Here is a 17,115-nt window from a genome sequence, read left to right on the forward strand (position 1 = left end):
GGTGCGGAATCCCCCCGGTCGGCGGTTGTCCCGGGCGGGGCGAACCGGAAAAAATGGACCCGCCCAGGGCACAACCCTGCACGGAACGAGGGAGGGCGCGGATCGCGCCCTCCCTTTCCGTCCCGCCGGGGTACCGGTGACCCCGCGGGCCTCAGACCTCGCGCACGCCGTTGCGCCACACCGCCGCCGTCAGCGGCACACCCGGGCGGTAGGCCAGGTGCACGTGCGAGGGGGCGTCCAGCAGCAGCAGGTCCGCGCGGGCGCCCACGGTGACGGTGCCGACGTCCGTCCGGCGCAGCGCCCGGGCGCCGGTGGCGGTGGCCGCGAACACCGCCTCGTCCGGGGTCATCCCCATTTCGCGCACCGCGACCGCGATGCAGAAGGCCATCGAGCTGGTGAAGCTCGACCCCGGGTTGCAGTCGGTGGAGAGCGCCACCGCGGCGCCCGCGTCCAGCAGCCTGCGGGCGTTCGGGTACTCGGCGCGGGTGGAGAACTCGGCACCGGGCAGCAGCGTCGCCACGGTCCGGGAGCCGGCCAGGGCCGCCACGTCCTCGTCGGTCAGGTGGGTGCAGTGGTCGGCGGACGCCGCCCCCAGCTCCACGGCGAGCTGCACGCCCGGGCCGTACGACAGCTGGTTGGCGTGCACCCGCGGCACCAGGCCGCGGGCCGCGCCCGCGGTGAGGACGGCGCGTGCCTGGTCGCCGTCGAAGGCGCCGCGCTCGCAGAAGACGTCCACCCACTTGGCGTGCGGGGCGCAGGCGTCCAGCATCTCGCCGGTCACCAGCTCCACGTAGCCGGCCGGGTCGTCCGCGAACTCGGGCGCCACCACGTGCGCGCCGAGGTAGGTGGTCTCCGGGGTGTGCCTGGCGGCGATCCGCAGCGCCCGCGCCTCGTCCTCGACGGTCAGGCCGTAACCGGACTTGCACTCCACCGTGGTGGTGCCCTGGCGCAGCGCCTCGCGCAGGAAGCGGGCGAGGTTGGCGTCCAGCTCCGCGTCGGAGGCGGCCCGGGTGGCGGCCACGGTCGTCCGGATGCCGCCGGCCGAGTAGGACCGGCCGGACATCCGGGCGTTGAACTCGGCGGTGCGGTCGCCGGCGAAGACCAGGTGGGAGTGCGAGTCGACGAAGCCGGGGAGCAGGGCGCGGCCGGCCGCGTCGAAGCGGTCGTCCGCGGCGGGGGCGGCGGCCGCCGGTCCGACCCAGGCGATGCGGTCGCCGTCCACCACGACGGCCGCGTCCTCGACCAGCCCCAGCGGGCCCGCGCCGAGCCCGGGGTCGTTGGTGACCAGACTGCCGATGCCGGTGATGAGGGTGCTCAACGTTGTCCTTTCACGGTGGGGAACGCCGGTGGGGGCGCGTGGGGGCACCTCCCGGCCGCCGGGCCGGGGGAGAACCGCGCGGTCCGGATGCGGCTCACGGACGAACCGAGGTCACCCTGTTCCGTCTCGATGCCCGCTCCCGGACTGCGCAGTTCCCGCGCCCCCGGGGTCGCTGCCCCTCGGGCCGAGTGCCTACGTCCCGAGGGAGGTGATGGCGTTGCGGAGGGCGGTGGGGACGTCCTGGACGAGCTGGTGGACGCCGTCCTTGACGATGTGGCGGCCGCCGACGACCACGTGGCGGACGTCCGCCGCGGTGGCCGCGAACACCGCGGTCTCCGCCCCGAGCTGCGGCCCGGGCCCCGCGGTGCGGACGCTGTCCAGGGCGACGGCGGTGAAGTCGGCGAGTGCGCCGGCCTCGATCCGGCCGGCCTCGGGCCAGCCGAGGGAGGCGTGGCCGTCCTCGGTGCCGGCGCGGAGCAGGGCGTGTGCCGTCCAGTGTCCGCGGGTGCGGGTGCGGAGCCGTTCGTTCAGCTCCAGGGCCCGCGCCTCCTCGAAGGGGTCGATGATCGCGTGGCTGTCGCTGCCGAGGCTGACCGGGCAGCCGGAGTTCGCCAGGCGGCGGGCCGGGCCGATGCCGTCCGCGAGGTCCCGTTCGGTGGTGGGGCACATGCAGATGGTGGTGCCGGAGTCGCCGAGCAGCCGGATGTCCTCGTCGGTGAGGTGGGTGGCGTGCACCGCGGAGGTCCGGGGGCCGAGCACGCCGTGGTCGGCGAGCAGCCGGGTGGGGGTGACGCCGTGGGCGGTGAGGCAGGCGTCGTTCTCCGCGGTCTGCTCGGAGAGGTGGACGTGCAGCGGGGCCTTCCGCATGGCGGCCCAGTGGGCGACGGTGGCCAGCTGGTCGGCGGGCACCGCGCGGACGGAGTGGACGGCGGCGCCGATCCTCGCGTGCTCGGTGGGCTTGAGGGCGTCCGCGCGGGCGGCCCAGGCGTCGGCGTCGCCGTCGCTGAAGCGCAGCTGCGGCTTGGTGACCTCTTCGCCGAAGCCGGAGGAGAGGTAGCAGGTGTCGAGCAGGGTGATCCGGATGCCGGCCCGGTTCGCCGCCTCGACGAGGGCGAGGCCCATCGCGTTGGGGTCCTCGTAGCGGCTGCCGCCGGGGGCGTGGTGCAGGTAGTGGAACTCGCCGACGGCGGTGATGCCGGCGAGGGCCATCTCGGCGTAGACGGCGGTGGCGAGGTCGAGGTAGCTGTCGGGGTCGAGGGCGCCGGCGAAGCGGTACATGGTGTCCCGCCAGGTCCAGAAGGTGCCGGAGCCGACCTGGACGTTGCCGCGCAGCGCCCGGTGGAAGGCGTGCGAGTGCGCGTTGGCCTGACCGGGGAGCAGCAGGCCGCCGAGCCGGACGGCACCGGGCGGGCAGGGCCCGCTGTCGGGGGTGACGTGGCCGATCCGCCCGCCGGGCCCGACGGTGATCAGCACGTCCTTCTCGACGACGGTGCCGCTGACGTGCGGCAGCCAGGCGTGCTCCGCCCAGTACGTCAGCCCTGACATGCGAGGTCCTCCAGTACGTCGGCGAGCGCGGCCACACCCGCGAGGCAGTCGTCCTCCTCGGCGTGCTCCGCCGGGGAGTGCGAGACTCCGCTCGGGTTACGTACGAACAGCATGGCGGTCGGAATGGCCGATGCCAGGATTCCGGCGTCGTGTCCCGCGCCGGTGGGCAGCACCGGGACGGGGTGTCCGTCGGCGCGGCCGATGACGCGGGCGAGCCGGTCGCGCAGCGGGCCGTCGAAGTCGACGACGGGCGTGTACGACTCGCGGGTCAGCTCGACCCGGACGCCGTCGCGCTCGCCGCGCTCGTACGCGGCCCGCCGGATCTCCTCCACGACCTCGTCGAGGGTGGCCTCGTCGGCGGCGCGGGAGTCGAGCCAGCCGCGGACGAGGGAGGCGATGGCGTTGGTGCCGTTGGGCTCGACGGCGACCTTGCCGAAGGTGGCGAGGGCGCCGGCCAGCTTCGCCTTCTTCCGGGCGGCGAGCACGGTGTTGGCGTAGGTGAGCATCGGGTCGCGGCGGTCCTCGATGCGGGTGGTGCCGGCGTGGTTGGCCTCGCCGTGGAAGTCGAACCGCCAGCGGCCGTGCGGCCAGATCGCGCTGGCGACGCCGACGCTCTGCCCCTCGGCGAGGTAGCGGCCCTGCTCGACGTGGAGTTCGACGAACGCGCCGATGCGGGCGAGCCGTTCGCGGTCGGCGCCGATGGCGTCGGGGTCGTACCCGGCCTTCTCCATGGCGTCGGGCAGCCGGATGCCGTCGGCGTCGCGCAGGCCGTGCGCCTGCTCCTTGGAGAGGACGCCGGCGGTGAGCCGGGAGCCGATGCAGGCGACGCCGAACCGGGCACCCTCCTCGTCCCCGAAGTTGACGATCGCCAGCGGCTTGGTGAACCGGGCGCCGCGGGAGCGGAGTTCGTCCAGGGCGGCGAAGGCGGAGACCACGCCGAGCGGGCCGTCGAAGGCGCCGCCGTCCGGTACGGAGTCCAGGTGCGAGCCGGTGACCACGGCGCCCTCGCCGTGCGGATCGCCCAGCCAGGCCCACTGGTTGCCGTTGTGGTCGAGTTCGTGGTGCAGGCCGCGGTCGCGGGCCTGCTGCTCGAACCAGGCCCGGCATTCGGCGTCGGCGGAGTTCCAGGCGAAGCGGCGGTAGCCGCCGGACGAGGCGGAGCGGCCCACGGGGAGCAGCTCCGCCCACATCCGCTGGAAGGTGTCGGTCACAGCTCGCCCATGGGGACGCGCACGCCCCGCTCGCCGGCGACCTCGACGGCGCGGTCGTAGCCGGCGTCGACGTGCCGGATGACGCCCATGCCCGGGTCGTTGGTGAGCACCCGGCGGATCTTCTCGCCGGCGAGGGCGGTGCCGTCGGCGACGGTGACCTGGCCGGCGTGGATCGAGCGGCCGATGCCGACGCCGCCGCCGTGGTGGATGGAGACCCAGGAGGCGCCGGAGGCGACGTTGACCATGGCGTTGAGCAGCGGCCAGTCGGCGATGGCGTCGGAGCCGTCGAGCATGGACTCGGTCTCGCGGTAGGGGGAGGCGACGGAGCCGCAGTCGAGGTGGTCGCGGCCGATGACGATCGGCGCGGACAGCTCGCCGGAGGCGACCATGTCGTTGAAGCGCTCGCCGGCCTTGTCGCGCTCGCCGTAGCCGAGCCAGCAGATGCGCGCCGGGAGGCCCTGGAAGTGGACCTTCTCCTGGGCCATCTTGATCCAGCGGTGCAGCGACTCGTTCTCCGGGAAGAGGTCGAGGACGGCCTTGTCGGTCTTGGCGATGTCCTGCGGGTCGCCGGAGAGCGCGGCCCAGCGGAACGGGCCCTTGCCCTCGCAGAACAGCGGGCGGATGTACGCCGGGACGAAGCCGGGGAAGGCGAACGCCCGGTCGTAGCCGGCGAGCTGGGCCTCGCCGCGGATCGAGTTGCCGTAGTCGAAGACCTCGGCGCCGCGGTCCTGGAAGCCGACCATGGCCTCGACGTGCTTGGCCATCGACTCGCGCGAGCGCTCGGTGAACTCGGCGGGCTTCTCGGCGGCGTAGGTGGCCATGTCGTCGAAGGCGACGCCGATCGGCAGGTAGCTCAGCGGGTCGTGGGCGCTGGTCTGGTCGGTGACGATGTCGATCGGGGCGTCCATCGCGAGCAGCTGCGGGACGAGCTCGGCGGCGTTGCCGAGCAGGCCGATGGAGAGCGGCTGCTTCTTGTCCCGGGCGGCGGTGGCGAGTTCGAGGGCGTGGGCGAGGCTCGATGCCTCCACGTCCAGGTAGCGGTGCTCGATCCGACGGGCGATCCGGGAGGGGTCGCAGTCGATGCAGATCGCGACGCCGCCGTTCATGGTGACGGCGAGCGGCTGGGCGCCGCCCATGCCGCCGAGGCCGGCGGTGAGGGTGATGGTGCCTTCGAGGGTGCCGTTGAACTTCTTGTCGGCGACGGCCGCGAAGGTCTCGTAGGTGCCCTGGAGGATGCCCTGGGTGCCGATGTAGATCCAGGAGCCGGCGGTCATCTGGCCGTACATGGTGAGGCCGAGCGACTCCAGGCGCCGGAACTCCTCCCAGTTCGCCCAGTCGCCGACCAGGTTGGAGTTGGCGATCAGGACGCGCGGCGCCCACTCGTGGGTCTGCATGACGCCGACCGGCCGGCCGGACTGCACCAGCATGGTCTCGTCCTGCTTGAGGTTCTGCAGAGTGCGGACCATGGCGTCGTACGAGCGCCAGTCGCGGGCCGCCTTGCCGGTGCCGCCGTAGACGACGAGCTTCGACGGGTGCTCGGCGACCTCCGGGTCGAGGTTGTTCATGAGCATCCGCAGGGCGGCCTCCTGCTGCCAGCCCTGTGCGGTCAGCTGCGTCCCCCGTGCCGCGCGCACCTCGCGCGGGCCGCTCACCTGGTCCACCATGCCTCCGGCCTCCTTGCGGATGAATTCATTCAGGCTTACCGAGACTGAATATATCCAGTCATTCACTCGGAAGCCAGACCTCAGCACCAATCGGACCAGGATCCGTGCCGCCCCGCGCGGCGGCGCGCCCCCCGGAACACGACGGCGGGCGGCGGGACCGTCCGGTCCCGCCGCCCGCCGTGGAGCGTGCCGTCAGCCCGCGCGCAGGGCCGCCAGCTGCTGCTCGAAGGGCACCACCTCGGGCCCCGTCCGGGGCCGGGGCGGGCGTCCCGCGAGCAGGTCGGCGAGTTCCCCGCCGGCCCGGGCGATCCTCGGGCCGAGCCCCTCGGCGTCGCCGCCGGGGCCCCAGTCCTCGGAGGCGGCGAACACCGCGGTCGGCACCACGACCGCCCGCAGGTGGGCGAAGAGCGGCCGCACGGCGTGCTCCAGGGCCAGCGAGTGCCGGGCGGTGCCGCCGGTGGCGGCGATCAGCACCGGGGTGCCGGTCAGCGCCTCCCGGTCGAGCACGTCGAAGAAGGACTTGAACAGGCCGCTGTACGAGGCGCTGAAGACCGGCGTGACCGCGATCAGGCCGTCCGCGGCCTCCACCGACTCCAGGGCGGCCCGCAGCTCCGGGCCGGGGAAGCCGGTCACCAGGTGGTCGGCAATCGGCCGGGCGAGGCCGCGCAGTTCGACCACCTCGACCTCGACCTCCCGCCGGCCCTCCAGCGCCGTCCGGACGGCGCCGGCCAGGCGGTCGGCGAGCAGCCGGGTGGACGAGGGCACGGACAGGCCGGCCGACACGGCGACCAGCTTGAGCGGGGCGGTCATCGGACCTCCTCGGGGGTGTTGTCGGCGGTCGCGTCGGCGGCGTCCCGCCGGGCGAGCAGCGAGGCGTGGGTGGGGGCGTCCGGCACGCCGGCCGGGCGGCCGGAGGCGAACTCCTTGCGCAGCACCGGGATCACCTCTTCGCCGAGCAGGTCCAGCTGCTCCAGCACCGTCTTCAGCGGCAGGCCGGCGTGGTCGACCAGGAAGAGCTGGCGCTGGTAGTCGCCGAAGGACTCGCGGAAGGTGAGCGTCTTGTCGACGACCTCCTGCGGGCTGCCGACGGTCAGCGGGGTCTGCTCGGTGAACTCCTCCAGCGACGGGCCGTGCCCGTAGACCGGGGCGTTGTCGAAGTACGGGCGGAACTCGCGCACCGCGTCCTGCGAGTTGCGGCGCAGGAAGACCTGCCCGCCGAGGCCGACGACGGCCTGCTCCGGGGTGCCGTGGCCGTAGTGCGCGTACCGCTCGCGGTAGAGGTTGACCAGGCGCTGGAAGTGCTCCTTCGGCCAGAAGATGTTGTTGGCGAAGAAGCCGTCACCGTAGTAGGCGGCCTGCTCGGCGATCTCGGGGCTGCGGATCGAGCCGTGCCAGACGAACGGCGGGACGCCGTCCAGCGGGCGCGGGGTCGAGGTGAAGCCCTGCAGCGGGGTGCGGAAGCGGCCCTGCCAGTCGACCACGTCCTCGCGCCACAGCTTGTGCAGCAGCGCGTAGTTCTCGATCGCGAGCGGGATGCCCTGGCGGATGTCCTGGCCGAACCACGGGTACACCGGGCCGGTGTTGCCGCGGCCGAGCATCAGGTCGACCCGGCCGTCGGCCAGGTGCTGGAGCATCGCGAAGTCCTCGGCGATCTTCACCGGGTCGTTGGTGGTGATCAGCGTGGTCGAGGTGGAGAGGATCAGCCGGTCGGTGCGGGCCGCGATGTGGCCGAGCATGGTGGTCGGCGAGGACGGCACGAACGGCGGGTTGTGGTGCTCGCCGGTCGCGAAGACGTCCAGGCCCACCTCCTCGGCCTTCTGCGCGATCGCCACCATGGCCTTGATCCGCTCGTGCTCGGTCGGCGTCCGGCCGGTGGTCGGGTCCTCGGTGACGTCACCCACGGTGAAGATCCCGAACTGCATGGCGCTCACTCTCCAGATCGTTCAGCTTTCAACTACATGCGGCTGAACGAACCCGCGGCGGCGGCTATTCCCGCCGCCGCCCCCGACCGGCTCAGGCGGCCGCGCCGCCCTCCCAGTCGATGCCGATCTCGGCCAGCCAGGCGCGGTCCCGGGCGTCGACGGCCGGCTCCCGGCCGGCCGCACCCTGCTCCGCCTCCCGGGCGTCCCGCGGCCCACGGGCCGGCGGACGCGGGATCTCCTGGACCGGACCCAGCCCGTACCGCTCGGCCGCCTCCGCGGCGGCCCGCTCGGCGGCGGTCGGCTCGGTGATCCCGATGTGCACGGCGGACTCGTCGCCGGCGTCCAGCACGGTGATGCCCGGGTCCGGCGGACGGCGCAGCACGATCCGCCGCCCGCAGGTCGGACAGGACCACTCGTCGGCCCCGTCGGCCAGCCGAGCGGTCGGTCTCATCTGGTGGATCACCCGCATCCCGTTCACCCCCGTCCGGCCCGCGGCCGGGCCCTGTCTGGGGGATGCCCGCTCCTGGGCGGGCGCCAACCCGTCGAAACGCGCACAGTTGCACCCCGCGCGCCGCCGGGTGCCCCCGTGCACCGGCTCCGCACGCCGGGAGGCGGGCAGCGGCGCGCCGGACGGACGGCGGGCTACTCCAGGAACAGCCCGCGGGCGGTCGCCGACTGCTCGATGGCCTCCAGCCGGGCCTCGGCGCCGGGGATCTCGTCGCACATGGTCTGCAGCAGCACCCGGCCGAGCATCATCGGCGCGCAGGCGGTGTCGAAGACCAGGCCGGTGCCGACCGCGGCGGGCAGCATCAGGTCGGAGAGCTTGGCGACCGGCGCGAAGGCGCTGTCGGCGACCGTCACCACCGTCAGCCCGCACTCCCGGGCGGTGATCAGGGCGTCCATCAGCTCCCGCGGATAGCGGGGCAGGGCGAAGCAGGCCAGCGCGGTGGCACCGGCCGAGGCGGCCTGCTCGATCCGGTCGGCCAGCATCGAGCCGCCCTCGTCCAGCAGCCGGACGTCCGGGTGCACCTTGGCGGCGAAGTAGGCGAAGCCGTGCGCCTGGGCCGAGGCGGCCCGCAGGCCGAGCACCGGCAGCGGCCGGGAGGCGGCGAGCAGTCGGGCGGCACGGACGATCGGCTCCGGGTCGGCGAGCAGCTCGGCGAGGTGGCGCAGGTGCTCGATCTCGGCCAGCACCGCCAGCTGGTGCTCGTTGCGGACGGCGTCCGCGGGGGTCTCCGCGGACGGCGCGGACTCCCCCGCGCCGAGTTCGCGCAGCTGCTTGCGCAGCGCCGGGTAGCCGTCGTAGCCGAGCGCGACCGCGAAGCGGGTCACCGACGGCTGGCTGACGCCGGCCAGCTCGGCGACCTCCACGCTGGACAGGAACGGCGCCTCGGTGGCGTGCCGGACGAGGGAGTGCGCGATCCGGCGCTGGGTCGGGGTGAGCCGGTGGCCCTCGAACAGCTGGAGGAGTCGGGCGGAAGGGCCCGCGGTGCCGGTCTCGTCCAGGGCTGTCATCGGCGGTTCCTCCGAGCTCGTGAGCGCTGCGCACCGTTGGCGGCGGCGGCTGGGACGACTGTCGCGCAGTCCTGGCATGCGGGCAACGGTGTTTCGCGGGTCGGGACGGCCCGCGCGGCCGGTACCGGGGGCGGGGTCGGGCTCGGGGTCGCCCCCGGGGTCACCCCGAGACGGCCCTGACCCGTCCCCGAGATCGCGCTCCGGCGGTGGACCGCGGCCCACCGACGCGGCCAGGCTGGGGCCATGGACCTCTCCAAGGACGACCTCGCGCGCGACCTCGACGCCGCCGTGCAGACCCGCAAGGAGCTCGGCAAGGAGTACGAGGCGGAGATCGTCGCCTCCTTCCTCGCCCGCCTGGACGAGCGGTTGGACGCCCGGGTCGAGCAGCGCGTGACCGAGCGCCTCGGTGCCGCCGAGCCGGTGCGGCGGACCGGGAACCCCCAGTTCAAGGTGCAGGTGCTCTCGCTGGTGATGGGCATCCCGCTGTCCGCGATCGCCGCCGAGAGCGCCCGGCTGCCCGGCCTGATCGTCTGCTGGGCGGGCATCGTCGGCATCAACATCTCCTCCGCGCGGGCCGGCCGGAGCCGGGAGCGGCGGCGGGACGACCGGTACTGAGCCCGGCCGTCCCGCCGGGACGTCAGCCCAGCGGGCCGGTGACCCGCTCGACCGCGGTGACCAGCGCGCCGGAGGCGACCAGCGCCGCGGCGGCCTCCAGGTCGGGCGAGAGGAAGCGGTCCCGGCCGGGGCCGCCGACGCCGGCCTCGCGGGCCGCGGCGATCGCGGCGGCGGTGGCCGGGGCGATCGGGCCGCTGCCGCCCTCGGCACGGATCTCCAGCGCCCGGCCGGCGGCGACCAGCTCCACGGCCAGCACCCGGGTCAGGTTGGCGACCGCCTGGCGCAGCTTGCGCGCGGCCGACCAGCCCATCGACACGTGGTCCTCCTGCATCGCGGAGGACGGGATGGAGTCCACCGAGGCCGGGACGGCGAGCCGCTTGTTCTCGCTGACCAGGGCGGCCTGGGTGTACTGGGCGATCATCAGGCCGGAGTCCACGCCCGGGTCGTCGGCGAGGAAGGCCGGCAGGCCGTGCGAGCGCGCCTTGTCGAGCAGCCGGTCGGTGCGGCGCTCGGAGATCGAGCCGAGGTCCGCGGCGGCGATGGCGAGGAAGTCCAGCACGTACGCGACCGGGGCGCCGTGGAAGTTGCCGTTGGACTCGACCCGGCCGTCCGGCAGCACCACCGGGTTGTCGACGGAGGCGGCGAGCTCGCGCTCGGCGACGGTACGGGCGTGCGCGACGGTGTCGCGGCCGGCGCCGGCGACCTGCGGGGCGCAGCGGATCGAGTAGGCGTCCTGGACGCGCGGCGCGTCGTCCTGGTGGTGGCCGGTCAGGCCGGAGCCCTTGAGCACGGCCAGCATGTTGGCGGCGGAGAGCGCCTGGCCGGGGTGCGGGCGGATCGGGGCGTGCAGCTCGGGGGCGAGCACCTTGTCGGTGCCGAGCAGCGCCTCCAGGCTCATCGCGGCGGTGATGTCCGCGGTGGTGAAGAGCTTCTGCAGGTCGGCGATGGCCATGACCAGCATGCCGAGCATGCCGTCGGTGCCGTTGATGAGGGCGAGGCCCTCCTTCTCCAGCAGCTCGACCGGCTCGATGCCGGCGGCGGCGAGCAGCTCGGCGGCGTCCTTCTCGACGCCGTCGGGGCCGAAGGCGGTGCCCTCGCCCATCAGCACCAGGGCGCAGTGCGAGAGCGGGGCGAGGTCGCCGGAGCAGCCGAGCGAGCCGAACTCGCGGACGGCGGGGGTGATGCCGGCGTTGAGCAGGGCGGCCATGGTCTCGGCGACCAGCGGGCGGACGCCGGTGCGGCCGGAGGCGAGGGTCTTCATGCGCAGGAAGACCAGGGCGCGGACGACCTCGCGCTCGACCACCGGGCCCATGCCGGCGGCGTGCGAGCGCACCAGGGAGCGCTGCAGCTGGGCGCGCAGCTCGGGGCTGATGTGCCGGACGGCGAGGGCGCCGAAGCCGGTGGAGACGCCGTAGACCGGGCGCGGCTCGGCGGCGAGCGCGTCGATCCGGGCGCGGGCGCCGGCCATCTCGGCGAGCGCGTCCGGGCCGATCTCGACCCGGGCGTTGCCGCGGGCGACGGCGAGGACGTCCTCGGCAGTGACGTCGGCCTTGCCGACCTGGACCAGTGGCGCGTCGGGGGCCACAGCACCGTGCATATCCATATGCACAATGAGATCAGGTGAATGGGAATCTGACAACCGCTGGCCGGGACGCGTTCTGCGGCCGCCGGGGACCGACCGCGGCCAGGATTTCCGTCAGGACGGGGCGGTGCCGCAGGCTGGGCACAGCGGACACGGCATGCGGAGGGTCGATGGCACGGGCGACGGTACGGCGCCGGGTGGTCCGGCTGCGCGGCAGCGAGACGGGCGTGCGCCCGGACGCGCTGGCGGCCGAGGAGCCGCTGGAGATACGGCTCGGCGGCGAGCCGCTGACCGTCACCATGCGCACCCCCGGCCACGACTTCGACCTGGTCGCGGGCTTCCTGGTCGGCGAGGGCGTCGTCCACCGCACCGAGCAGCTGGCCGCGCTGCGCTACTGCGCGGGCACCGACGACGAGGGCGTCAACAGCTACAACGTGGTGGACGCGACGGTGCGCGGCGACGCGGCGCCGCTCTCCGGGCACCGCAACCTGCTCACCACCAGCGCCTGCGGGCTCTGCGGCCGGGACACCGTCGAGGCGGTGCGCACGCACAGCCGCTGGCCGGTCGACCGGGACGCCCTGCGGGTCTCCCCCGCCCTGCTCTACGCCCTGCCGGAGCGGCTCCGCGCGGCGCAGCGGGCGTTCGACTCCACCGGCGGGCTGCACGCGGCCGGGCTGTTCGACGCGGACGGCAGGCTGCTCTGCGCCCGCGAGGACGTCGGGCGGCACAACGCGGTGGACAAGGTGATCGGCTGGGCCCTGCGGGAGGGCCGGCTGCCGCTCGCCGGGCACGTGCTGCTGGTGAGCGGGCGGGCCTCGTTCGAGCTGACCCAGAAGGCGGCGCTGGCGGGCGTGCCGCTGCTGGCCGCGGTCTCGGCGCCGTCCTCGCTCGCGGTCGATCTCGCCGAGGAGCTGGGCCTCACCCTGGTGGGCTTCCTGCGCGGCGAGAGCGCCAACGTGTACGCCGGGGCGGAGCGGGTGGCGGCCGGCTGACGGGCCGCCACCCGGCGCTCCGTCAGTTCCTGCGGCGCATCGCCATCACCACGACGACGATGACGATCAGCACGATGCCGAGGATCACCACGCCGATCACGATGCCGGCGACCGTGCCGAAGAAGCTCTTCTTCTTCTTCGACTTGGACTTGGACTTCGCCACCTTGGTCTTCTGCTTGGACGCCGCCGGGGCGAGGGCGGGCGCCGCCGCCTGCCCGAGCGCGCGGGCCCGGGCCGGGGCCTGGGCGGGCGCCTGGGCCGGGGCCTGCTGAACGGCCACCGCGGGTGCGGTGCGGGGCCTCGCCGCCGCGGCCTCGCCGCCGGCCAGCGCCGAACCGCCGACCGCCAGTGCCAGTGCGAGCAGTGCCCCCGCCAACTTGGTGCGCATGGTCCCTCCCAGGTCCCCCGATGCTGTCCGGCCACTGTCGCAGCCGCGGCCCGCGGGGCACAGCCCCCGGACGGGCCCTGTGGCCCAGCTGTGACGTACCCCGTGCGGGCTCGTCGCAGCCACCCCGTCGGATGCCCCGCCGCAGCGGTTCCACTCCCCTGGGCGCGAATCCGGCGGCGCGGGTGCACCACCAGGGGCGCGTGGGGGCTGCCCCGTGCGCCTTCGAAAGCGGCGCTAGTCCGGCGGTGGGGAGGTCGGGCCGGAGAGGGCGACGGCGACCAGGGAGCGCAGGGCGGCGGCGATCTGGCCGAGCGGCAGGGTGGTGTCGTCGGCGAAGAGTTCGACCAGCCAGCCGCCGGCCGCGTTGGGGCCGCCCGCGGCGACCATCCCCTTGTAGCCGCTGACCACCATCACGGCCTCCTCGGACGGGTCGTTGCCCGCGGCACCGGCCCGCAGGGCGAAGCCGCCGCCGCGGGCCGCCCGCCGGGTGAGCGGGTAGTGCCGCAGGTCGAACACGGCGTCCGGGGCCTCGATCTGGGCGCGCTGGGTGGCGGCGCCGGAGCTGCTCGGGCCGCTGGTCATCCGGTACACGGCGTGCTGCGCGGTGCGCATCAGGTGCGAGCCCGGCGGCACGTAGGAGACCCACCAGGCGACGGCGTCGAGCAGCCGGGCGGAGGTCTCGGCGACGGTGACCAGCCGGGCCAGGGTGTCGGCGGGGTGGCTGGTGCGGTGGACCTCGTTCTGGTCGAGCGCGGCGAGCACGGTGGTGAGCAGTTGGCCGGGGTCGGCGCTGCGGCCGGCGCCGCGGACGCGCCGGCGGTCGCCGTTGCCGCGCTGGCCGGGGCCGCCGCGGCGGCCGTCGGCCCGGTGGTGCGGGTCGGTGCCGTCGGCGAGCAGCACGGTCGGGTCGGGCGAGAAGCCGGGGCCGTGGCTGCGGCCGGCCACCACGGGGTGGGCGGCCCGGGATGCCTTGGCGCGGTACTGGGCGGCGTCGGCGAGCCGGAACAGCCGGTCGGCGGTGGAGACCGGGCCGATGGAGTCGCCGGTGGAGGCGACGCCGCAGGCGACGCCCTCGCCCTCGGTGAGTTGCAGGGCGCGGGCGCAGAGGTCCTCGGCGACGGCCACCACCTCGTCGGCCTTCTGGCCCTCGACGAGCAGGCAGAACTCGTCGCCGCCGAGCCGGGCGGCGAGGCTGCCGGGCAGTTTGGCGGCGCAGAGCGAGAGCTGGTGGGCGAACCGTTCCAGCAGGCGGTCGCCCATCTCGTGGCCGAGCTGGTCGTTGACCCGTTTGAGGCCGTTGACGTCGCAGACGACCAGGCTGACGACGGTGTTGTCGCGGTTGTGGGCCTGCAGGGCGCTCTCCAGCCGGGCGTCGACGGCGCGGCGGTTGGCGAGGCCGGTGAGCGGGTCGGTGAAGGCGAGCCGGCGCAGGTCGGCGAGGCGTTCGGTCTGCGAGAGGCCGGCGGAGATCTGAGCGGCGAGCAGGGTGGCGTAGTCGACGTCGGCCTCGTCGAAGACCGGCAGTCCGGCGCGGCGGGCGAGGTAGAGCTCGCCCCAGGCCTGGCCGTGCAGGACGATCGGGGCGACCAGGCAGCACTCGCGACCGCGCCGGCGCAGTCCGGCGGCGCGCTGCAGGCAGAAGGCGCCGGCGGCCGGGTGGTCCGGTGCCGGGCCGGGGTCGGTGTCCTCGGCGGTCTGCACCCAGGCGCGGGGCAGCCGGCCGGTCGTCCAGTGTTCGTCGAGGTAGGTGACGATCTCCGGGAAGTCGGCCACCGGGTAGGACTCGTCCTCGGGGAACTCCTCCTCGCCGGCGGCGAGTTCGCCGTAGTTGGCGAGCACCCGGAGCCGGCCGGACTCGCGGTCCCAGACCGAGACGGCGGCCATGGTGGCCCCCAGCGCGGCGGTGGCGCGGACGGCGGCGGCCCGGACGGCCTCCAGCGGGGTCAGCGCCCCGGCCATGTCGTGGGCGAGTTCGACGACCGCGCGCAGGCGCGCGTCCGGGGTGGCAGGGGGTCGGCCGGCTCCGTCCGCCGCGCTGTCCGCCTCACCGCTCAACCGGATCGCCTCGTCCCTTGGTCCGCCCTGGTGCGCATCCATCCTGGACCAAGATTATGGCGATTTGGTAAGGCATTGCCCGATTTGTCAAGGTGAAGTCGCGGGGGTTCGCGGCACGCGGCGGCCCGCGGTCACTCCGGGTCGTGGCTCCGGGTGAGCAGCCAGGGCTCGACCAGGCCGAGGCCGCGCACCGGGCGCCGCCACATCGGCTGCAGGTGGAAGGGGAAGCCGCCCTCGGCCTGCCGGCCCGCCGGGTCGTCCGGCACGTACGGCGGGACGGCGCCGGTCTGCTCCAGCGCGGTGGCGAACTCGCCGTCGACGAGCACGGCGTCCCGCGGGGCGATGGAGGTGAGCCGGCTGGCCAGGTTGACGGTGGTGCCGAAGACGTCGCCCATCCGGGAGGTGACGGTGCCGAAGGCCATGCCGACCCGCAGCGCGGGCATGGTGTCCTCCTTGGCGAGCGTCTCCACCAGGCAGAGGGCGATCTCGGCGGCGACCGCCGGGTCCTCGGTGACGTAGAGGATCTCGTCGCCGAGCGTCTTGACCACCCGGCCGCCCTGGCCGGCGATGAGGTCGGAGCAGGTGGTCTCGAAGGTCTCGACGAGCGAGCCGAGCTCCTCCTCCTCCAGTCGGCGGGAGAGCCGGGTGAAGCCGACCAGGTCGGCGAAACCGACGGCGAGCCGGCCGCTGGTGATCTCGTTGTCCTCGGCGGCGTGCACCACGCGGCCGGTGACGGCGGCGAGCTGGCGGCGCCAGACGTACACCAGGAACTGCTCCAGCTCGGGCAGCAGCAGCTCGGTGAGCGGGTAGGCGACCTCGGCGCGGGTGAGGCCGGGCTCGACGGCCTGGGTGAGGTTCTCCAGGAAGGTGTCCATCTGCCAGCCGGCGAGCCGGGCGGTGGTCTGGCCGGTGGAGCGGGCGACCTGGATCGCCATCGGCTCGCTGAGCAGCCCGGACTCGATGAGGCCGGCGAGGCGGCGCAGGGCGATCACGTCGTTGTCGGTGAGCGCCCGGGACTGGCCGATGTCGGGGAAGCCCATCGCCCGCCAGAACCGGGTGGCGAGGTCCATCGGGACGTCGGCCGCGCGGGCCGCCTGGTACGGCGTGTACTTGCGCGGGGCGTCGAGGATCAGCCGTTCCAGGTCCAGCGCGACGGTGCGTTCGCCCGCCCCGCCGGTGCCGTGGCCGCCGTTGCCGTTGCCCGATTCCTCGTCTGCCACCGGTCCATCCCCGTGCGGTCGCCGCACTTCCTCTTGTCCTGCCTGTCAAGGGCGGCCGACCACCCGGGGGTAGTGGCGCGCCTCACACCGCTGCCAGGTGGAATGTTCGCACGGAATCCCGCAATCCGGGGCATCCGTCCGGATCAGGCGGAGTCCGGACGCTCCGGGCGGACGTGCACGACGTCGCCGGCGGCGACCGGGTGGCGGGCACCGTCCGGGGTGCGGACGACCAGCCGTCCGTCGCCGTCCACCGCGACGGCCTCGCCGGTGAGTTCGCGCTCGCCCGGCAGCTGCACCCGCACCGGGCGGCCGAGCGTGGTGCAGCGGGCGGTGTAGGCGGGCAGCAGTCCGCTCGCGTGCGGGTCGCCGGCGGCGGCCCGCCACTCGCCGTACAGCTCGGCGAACTCGCGCAGCAGGCCGCGCAGCAGGGTCTGCCGGTCGGTGACGGCGGCGCCGGCGAGGGCGAGCGAGGACGCGGTGGGCACCGGGAGTTCCTCGGCTCGCAGCGAGACGTTGATGCCGAGTCCGGCGACGACGGCGCCGCCGGACAGTTCGGTGAGGATGCCGCCGATCTTGCGTTCCTCGCCGCCGACGGTGACCTGCAGGTCGTTCGGCCACTTGAGCCCGGTGTCGAGTTCGGCGATCTTGGCGACGGTGGCGGCCGCGGCGACGCCGACCAGGATCGGCAGCCAGCCGTACCGCTCGACCGGCACGCCGGTGGGCCGCAGCAGCATCGACAGGAAGAGGCCGGAGCGCGGCGGGGCGCTCCAGCGGCGCTCCATCCGGCCGCGGCCGGCGTGCTGGGCCTCGGCGACCAGGACGGCGCCCTCGGGGGCGCCGTCGCGGGCCCGGGCGGCGAGGTCGGTGTTGGTGGAGCCGGTCTCGGTGACGACGTCGAAGGAGGTCCACAGGCCGCCGGGGACGACCAGGTCGCGACGGAGGGCCACGGTGTCCAGCGGCGGGCGTTCGAGGTCCGTCCAGGGGGAGGGTCCGGCGCCCTGGCCGAGGCCGCGCAGGCCGCTGCGGCGGGGACGGGTGGGCTCGGGCTGCTCGGCGTCGGTCACCTGGCCAGCCTACCGACGGGGCAC

14 protein-coding genes and 1 pseudogene are annotated in these 17,115 nt (G+C 74.7%); 2 read left to right on the forward strand and 13 right to left on the reverse strand.

The annotated features are described in order from the left end of the window. Positions 1 to 151: 151 nt before the first annotated feature. From hutI to ABD353_RS04245, 8 genes are all read right to left on the reverse strand, one after another. Positions 152 to 1,366, reverse strand: a complete 1,215-nt coding sequence (gene hutI / locus ABD353_RS04210) for an imidazolonepropionase (protein WP_344622087.1) — start codon at positions 1,364 to 1,366, stop codon at positions 152 to 154. Between the two features lie 144 nt (positions 1,367 to 1,510). Then, positions 1,511 to 2,863 carry a formimidoylglutamate deiminase gene (locus ABD353_RS04215; protein ID WP_344622088.1) on the reverse strand — a complete coding sequence of 451 codons (1,353 nt, stop codon included), beginning with the start codon at positions 2,861 to 2,863 and terminating at the stop codon, positions 1,511 to 1,513. Then, positions 2,851 to 4,053 carry an allantoate amidohydrolase gene (locus tag ABD353_RS04220; protein ID WP_344622188.1) on the reverse strand — a complete coding sequence of 401 codons (1,203 nt, stop codon included), beginning with the start codon at positions 4,051 to 4,053 and terminating at the stop codon, positions 2,851 to 2,853. The genes ABD353_RS04215 and ABD353_RS04220 overlap by 13 nt, the downstream gene beginning before the upstream one ends. Positions 4,054 to 4,070: 17 nt before the next feature. Then, a complete protein-coding gene (hutU, locus tag ABD353_RS04225) occupies positions 4,071 to 5,726 on the reverse strand; it encodes a urocanate hydratase (RefSeq protein ID WP_344622189.1) in 1,656 nt (551 codons plus the stop codon). 204 nt (positions 5,727 to 5,930) lie between these two features. Further along, a complete protein-coding gene (locus ABD353_RS04230) occupies positions 5,931 to 6,548 on the reverse strand; it encodes an FMN reductase (RefSeq protein WP_344622089.1) in 618 nt (205 codons plus the stop codon). Continuing rightward, entirely contained in the window at positions 6,545 to 7,660 is a 1,116-nt protein-coding gene (locus ABD353_RS04235) for an LLM class flavin-dependent oxidoreductase (protein ID WP_344622190.1), read from the reverse strand. Before ABD353_RS04235 ends, ABD353_RS04230 begins: the two co-directional genes overlap by 4 nt. Before the next feature lie 91 nt (positions 7,661 to 7,751). Continuing rightward, positions 7,752 to 8,111, reverse strand: a complete 360-nt coding sequence (locus ABD353_RS04240; RefSeq protein WP_344622090.1) for a hypothetical protein — start codon at positions 8,109 to 8,111, stop codon at positions 7,752 to 7,754. Positions 8,112 to 8,302: 191 nt separating this feature from the next. Next, positions 8,303 to 9,175, reverse strand: a complete 873-nt coding sequence (locus tag ABD353_RS04245; protein WP_344622091.1) for a MurR/RpiR family transcriptional regulator — start codon at positions 9,173 to 9,175, stop codon at positions 8,303 to 8,305. Between the two features lie 243 nt (positions 9,176 to 9,418). Between ABD353_RS04245 and ABD353_RS04250 the strand changes: the two genes are divergently transcribed. Beyond that, positions 9,419 to 9,790 (forward strand): hypothetical protein, encoded by a 372-nt coding sequence (locus ABD353_RS04250; protein ID WP_344622092.1) that lies wholly within the window; start codon positions 9,419 to 9,421, stop codon positions 9,788 to 9,790. A 22-nt stretch (positions 9,791 to 9,812) separates the two neighbouring features. Here ABD353_RS04250 and hutH read toward each other — a convergent pair whose 3' ends face one another. Next, positions 9,813 to 11,387 carry a histidine ammonia-lyase gene (gene hutH, locus ABD353_RS04255; RefSeq protein WP_425555072.1) on the reverse strand — a complete coding sequence of 525 codons (1,575 nt, stop codon included), beginning with the start codon at positions 11,385 to 11,387 and terminating at the stop codon, positions 9,813 to 9,815. 155 nt (positions 11,388 to 11,542) lie between these two features. Here hutH and fdhD point away from each other — a divergent pair, with 155 nt between their 5' ends. Then, on the forward strand, positions 11,543 to 12,364 hold the full coding sequence (gene fdhD, locus ABD353_RS04260; protein WP_344622094.1) for a formate dehydrogenase accessory sulfurtransferase FdhD: 822 nt from the start codon (positions 11,543 to 11,545) through the stop codon (positions 12,362 to 12,364). Positions 12,365 to 12,386: 22 nt separating this feature from the next. Here fdhD and ABD353_RS04265 read toward each other — a convergent pair whose 3' ends face one another. From ABD353_RS04265 to ABD353_RS04280, 4 genes and pseudogenes are all read right to left on the reverse strand, one after another. Next, positions 12,387 to 12,752 (reverse strand): hypothetical protein, encoded by a 366-nt coding sequence (locus ABD353_RS04265; protein ID WP_344622095.1) that lies wholly within the window; start codon positions 12,750 to 12,752, stop codon positions 12,387 to 12,389. Between the two features lie 831 nt (positions 12,753 to 13,583). Further along, a pseudogene (locus ABD353_RS04270) lies at positions 13,584 to 14,711 on the reverse strand (GGDEF domain-containing protein); the annotation flags it as partial. A 227-nt stretch (positions 14,712 to 14,938) separates the two neighbouring features. Further along, a complete protein-coding gene (locus ABD353_RS04275) occupies positions 14,939 to 16,027 on the reverse strand; it encodes an adenylate/guanylate cyclase domain-containing protein (protein ID WP_344622096.1) in 1,089 nt (362 codons plus the stop codon). Positions 16,028 to 16,170: 143 nt separating this feature from the next. Beyond that, entirely contained in the window at positions 16,171 to 17,043 is an 873-nt protein-coding gene (locus tag ABD353_RS04280) for a biotin--[acetyl-CoA-carboxylase] ligase (protein ID WP_344622191.1), read from the reverse strand. Positions 17,044 to 17,115: the final 72 nt, after the last annotated feature.

The organism is Kitasatospora arboriphila, from assembly GCF_039528095.1.
GTDB lineage: Bacteria > Actinomycetota > Actinomycetes > Streptomycetales > Streptomycetaceae > Kitasatospora > Kitasatospora arboriphila.

Coding starts and splice junctions, on each gene's coding strand:
- ABD353_RS04245 (WP_344622091.1), bottom strand. CDS start 9,175: ATGACAGCCCTGGACGAGACCGGCACCGCGGGCCCTTCCGCCCGACTC.
- ABD353_RS04215 (WP_344622088.1), bottom strand. CDS start 2,863: ATGTCAGGGCTGACGTACTGGGCGGAGCACGCCTGGCTGCCGCACGTC.
- ABD353_RS04230 (WP_344622089.1), bottom strand. CDS start 6,548: ATGACCGCCCCGCTCAAGCTGGTCGCCGTGTCGGCCGGCCTGTCCGTG.
- ABD353_RS04235 (WP_344622190.1), bottom strand. CDS start 7,660: ATGCAGTTCGGGATCTTCACCGTGGGTGACGTCACCGAGGACCCGACC.
- ABD353_RS04265 (WP_344622095.1), bottom strand. CDS start 12,752: ATGCGCACCAAGTTGGCGGGGGCACTGCTCGCACTGGCACTGGCGGTC.
- hutH (WP_425555072.1), bottom strand. CDS start 11,387: ATGCACGGTGCTGTGGCCCCCGACGCGCCACTGGTCCAGGTCGGCAAG.
- ABD353_RS04220 (WP_344622188.1), bottom strand. CDS start 4,053: ATGTGGGCGGAGCTGCTCCCCGTGGGCCGCTCCGCCTCGTCCGGCGGC.
- ABD353_RS04250 (WP_344622092.1), top strand. CDS start 9,419: ATGGACCTCTCCAAGGACGACCTCGCGCGCGACCTCGACGCCGCCGTG.
- ABD353_RS04240 (WP_344622090.1), bottom strand. CDS start 8,111: ATGAGACCGACCGCTCGGCTGGCCGACGGGGCCGACGAGTGGTCCTGT.
- fdhD (WP_344622094.1), top strand. CDS start 11,543: ATGGCACGGGCGACGGTACGGCGCCGGGTGGTCCGGCTGCGCGGCAGC.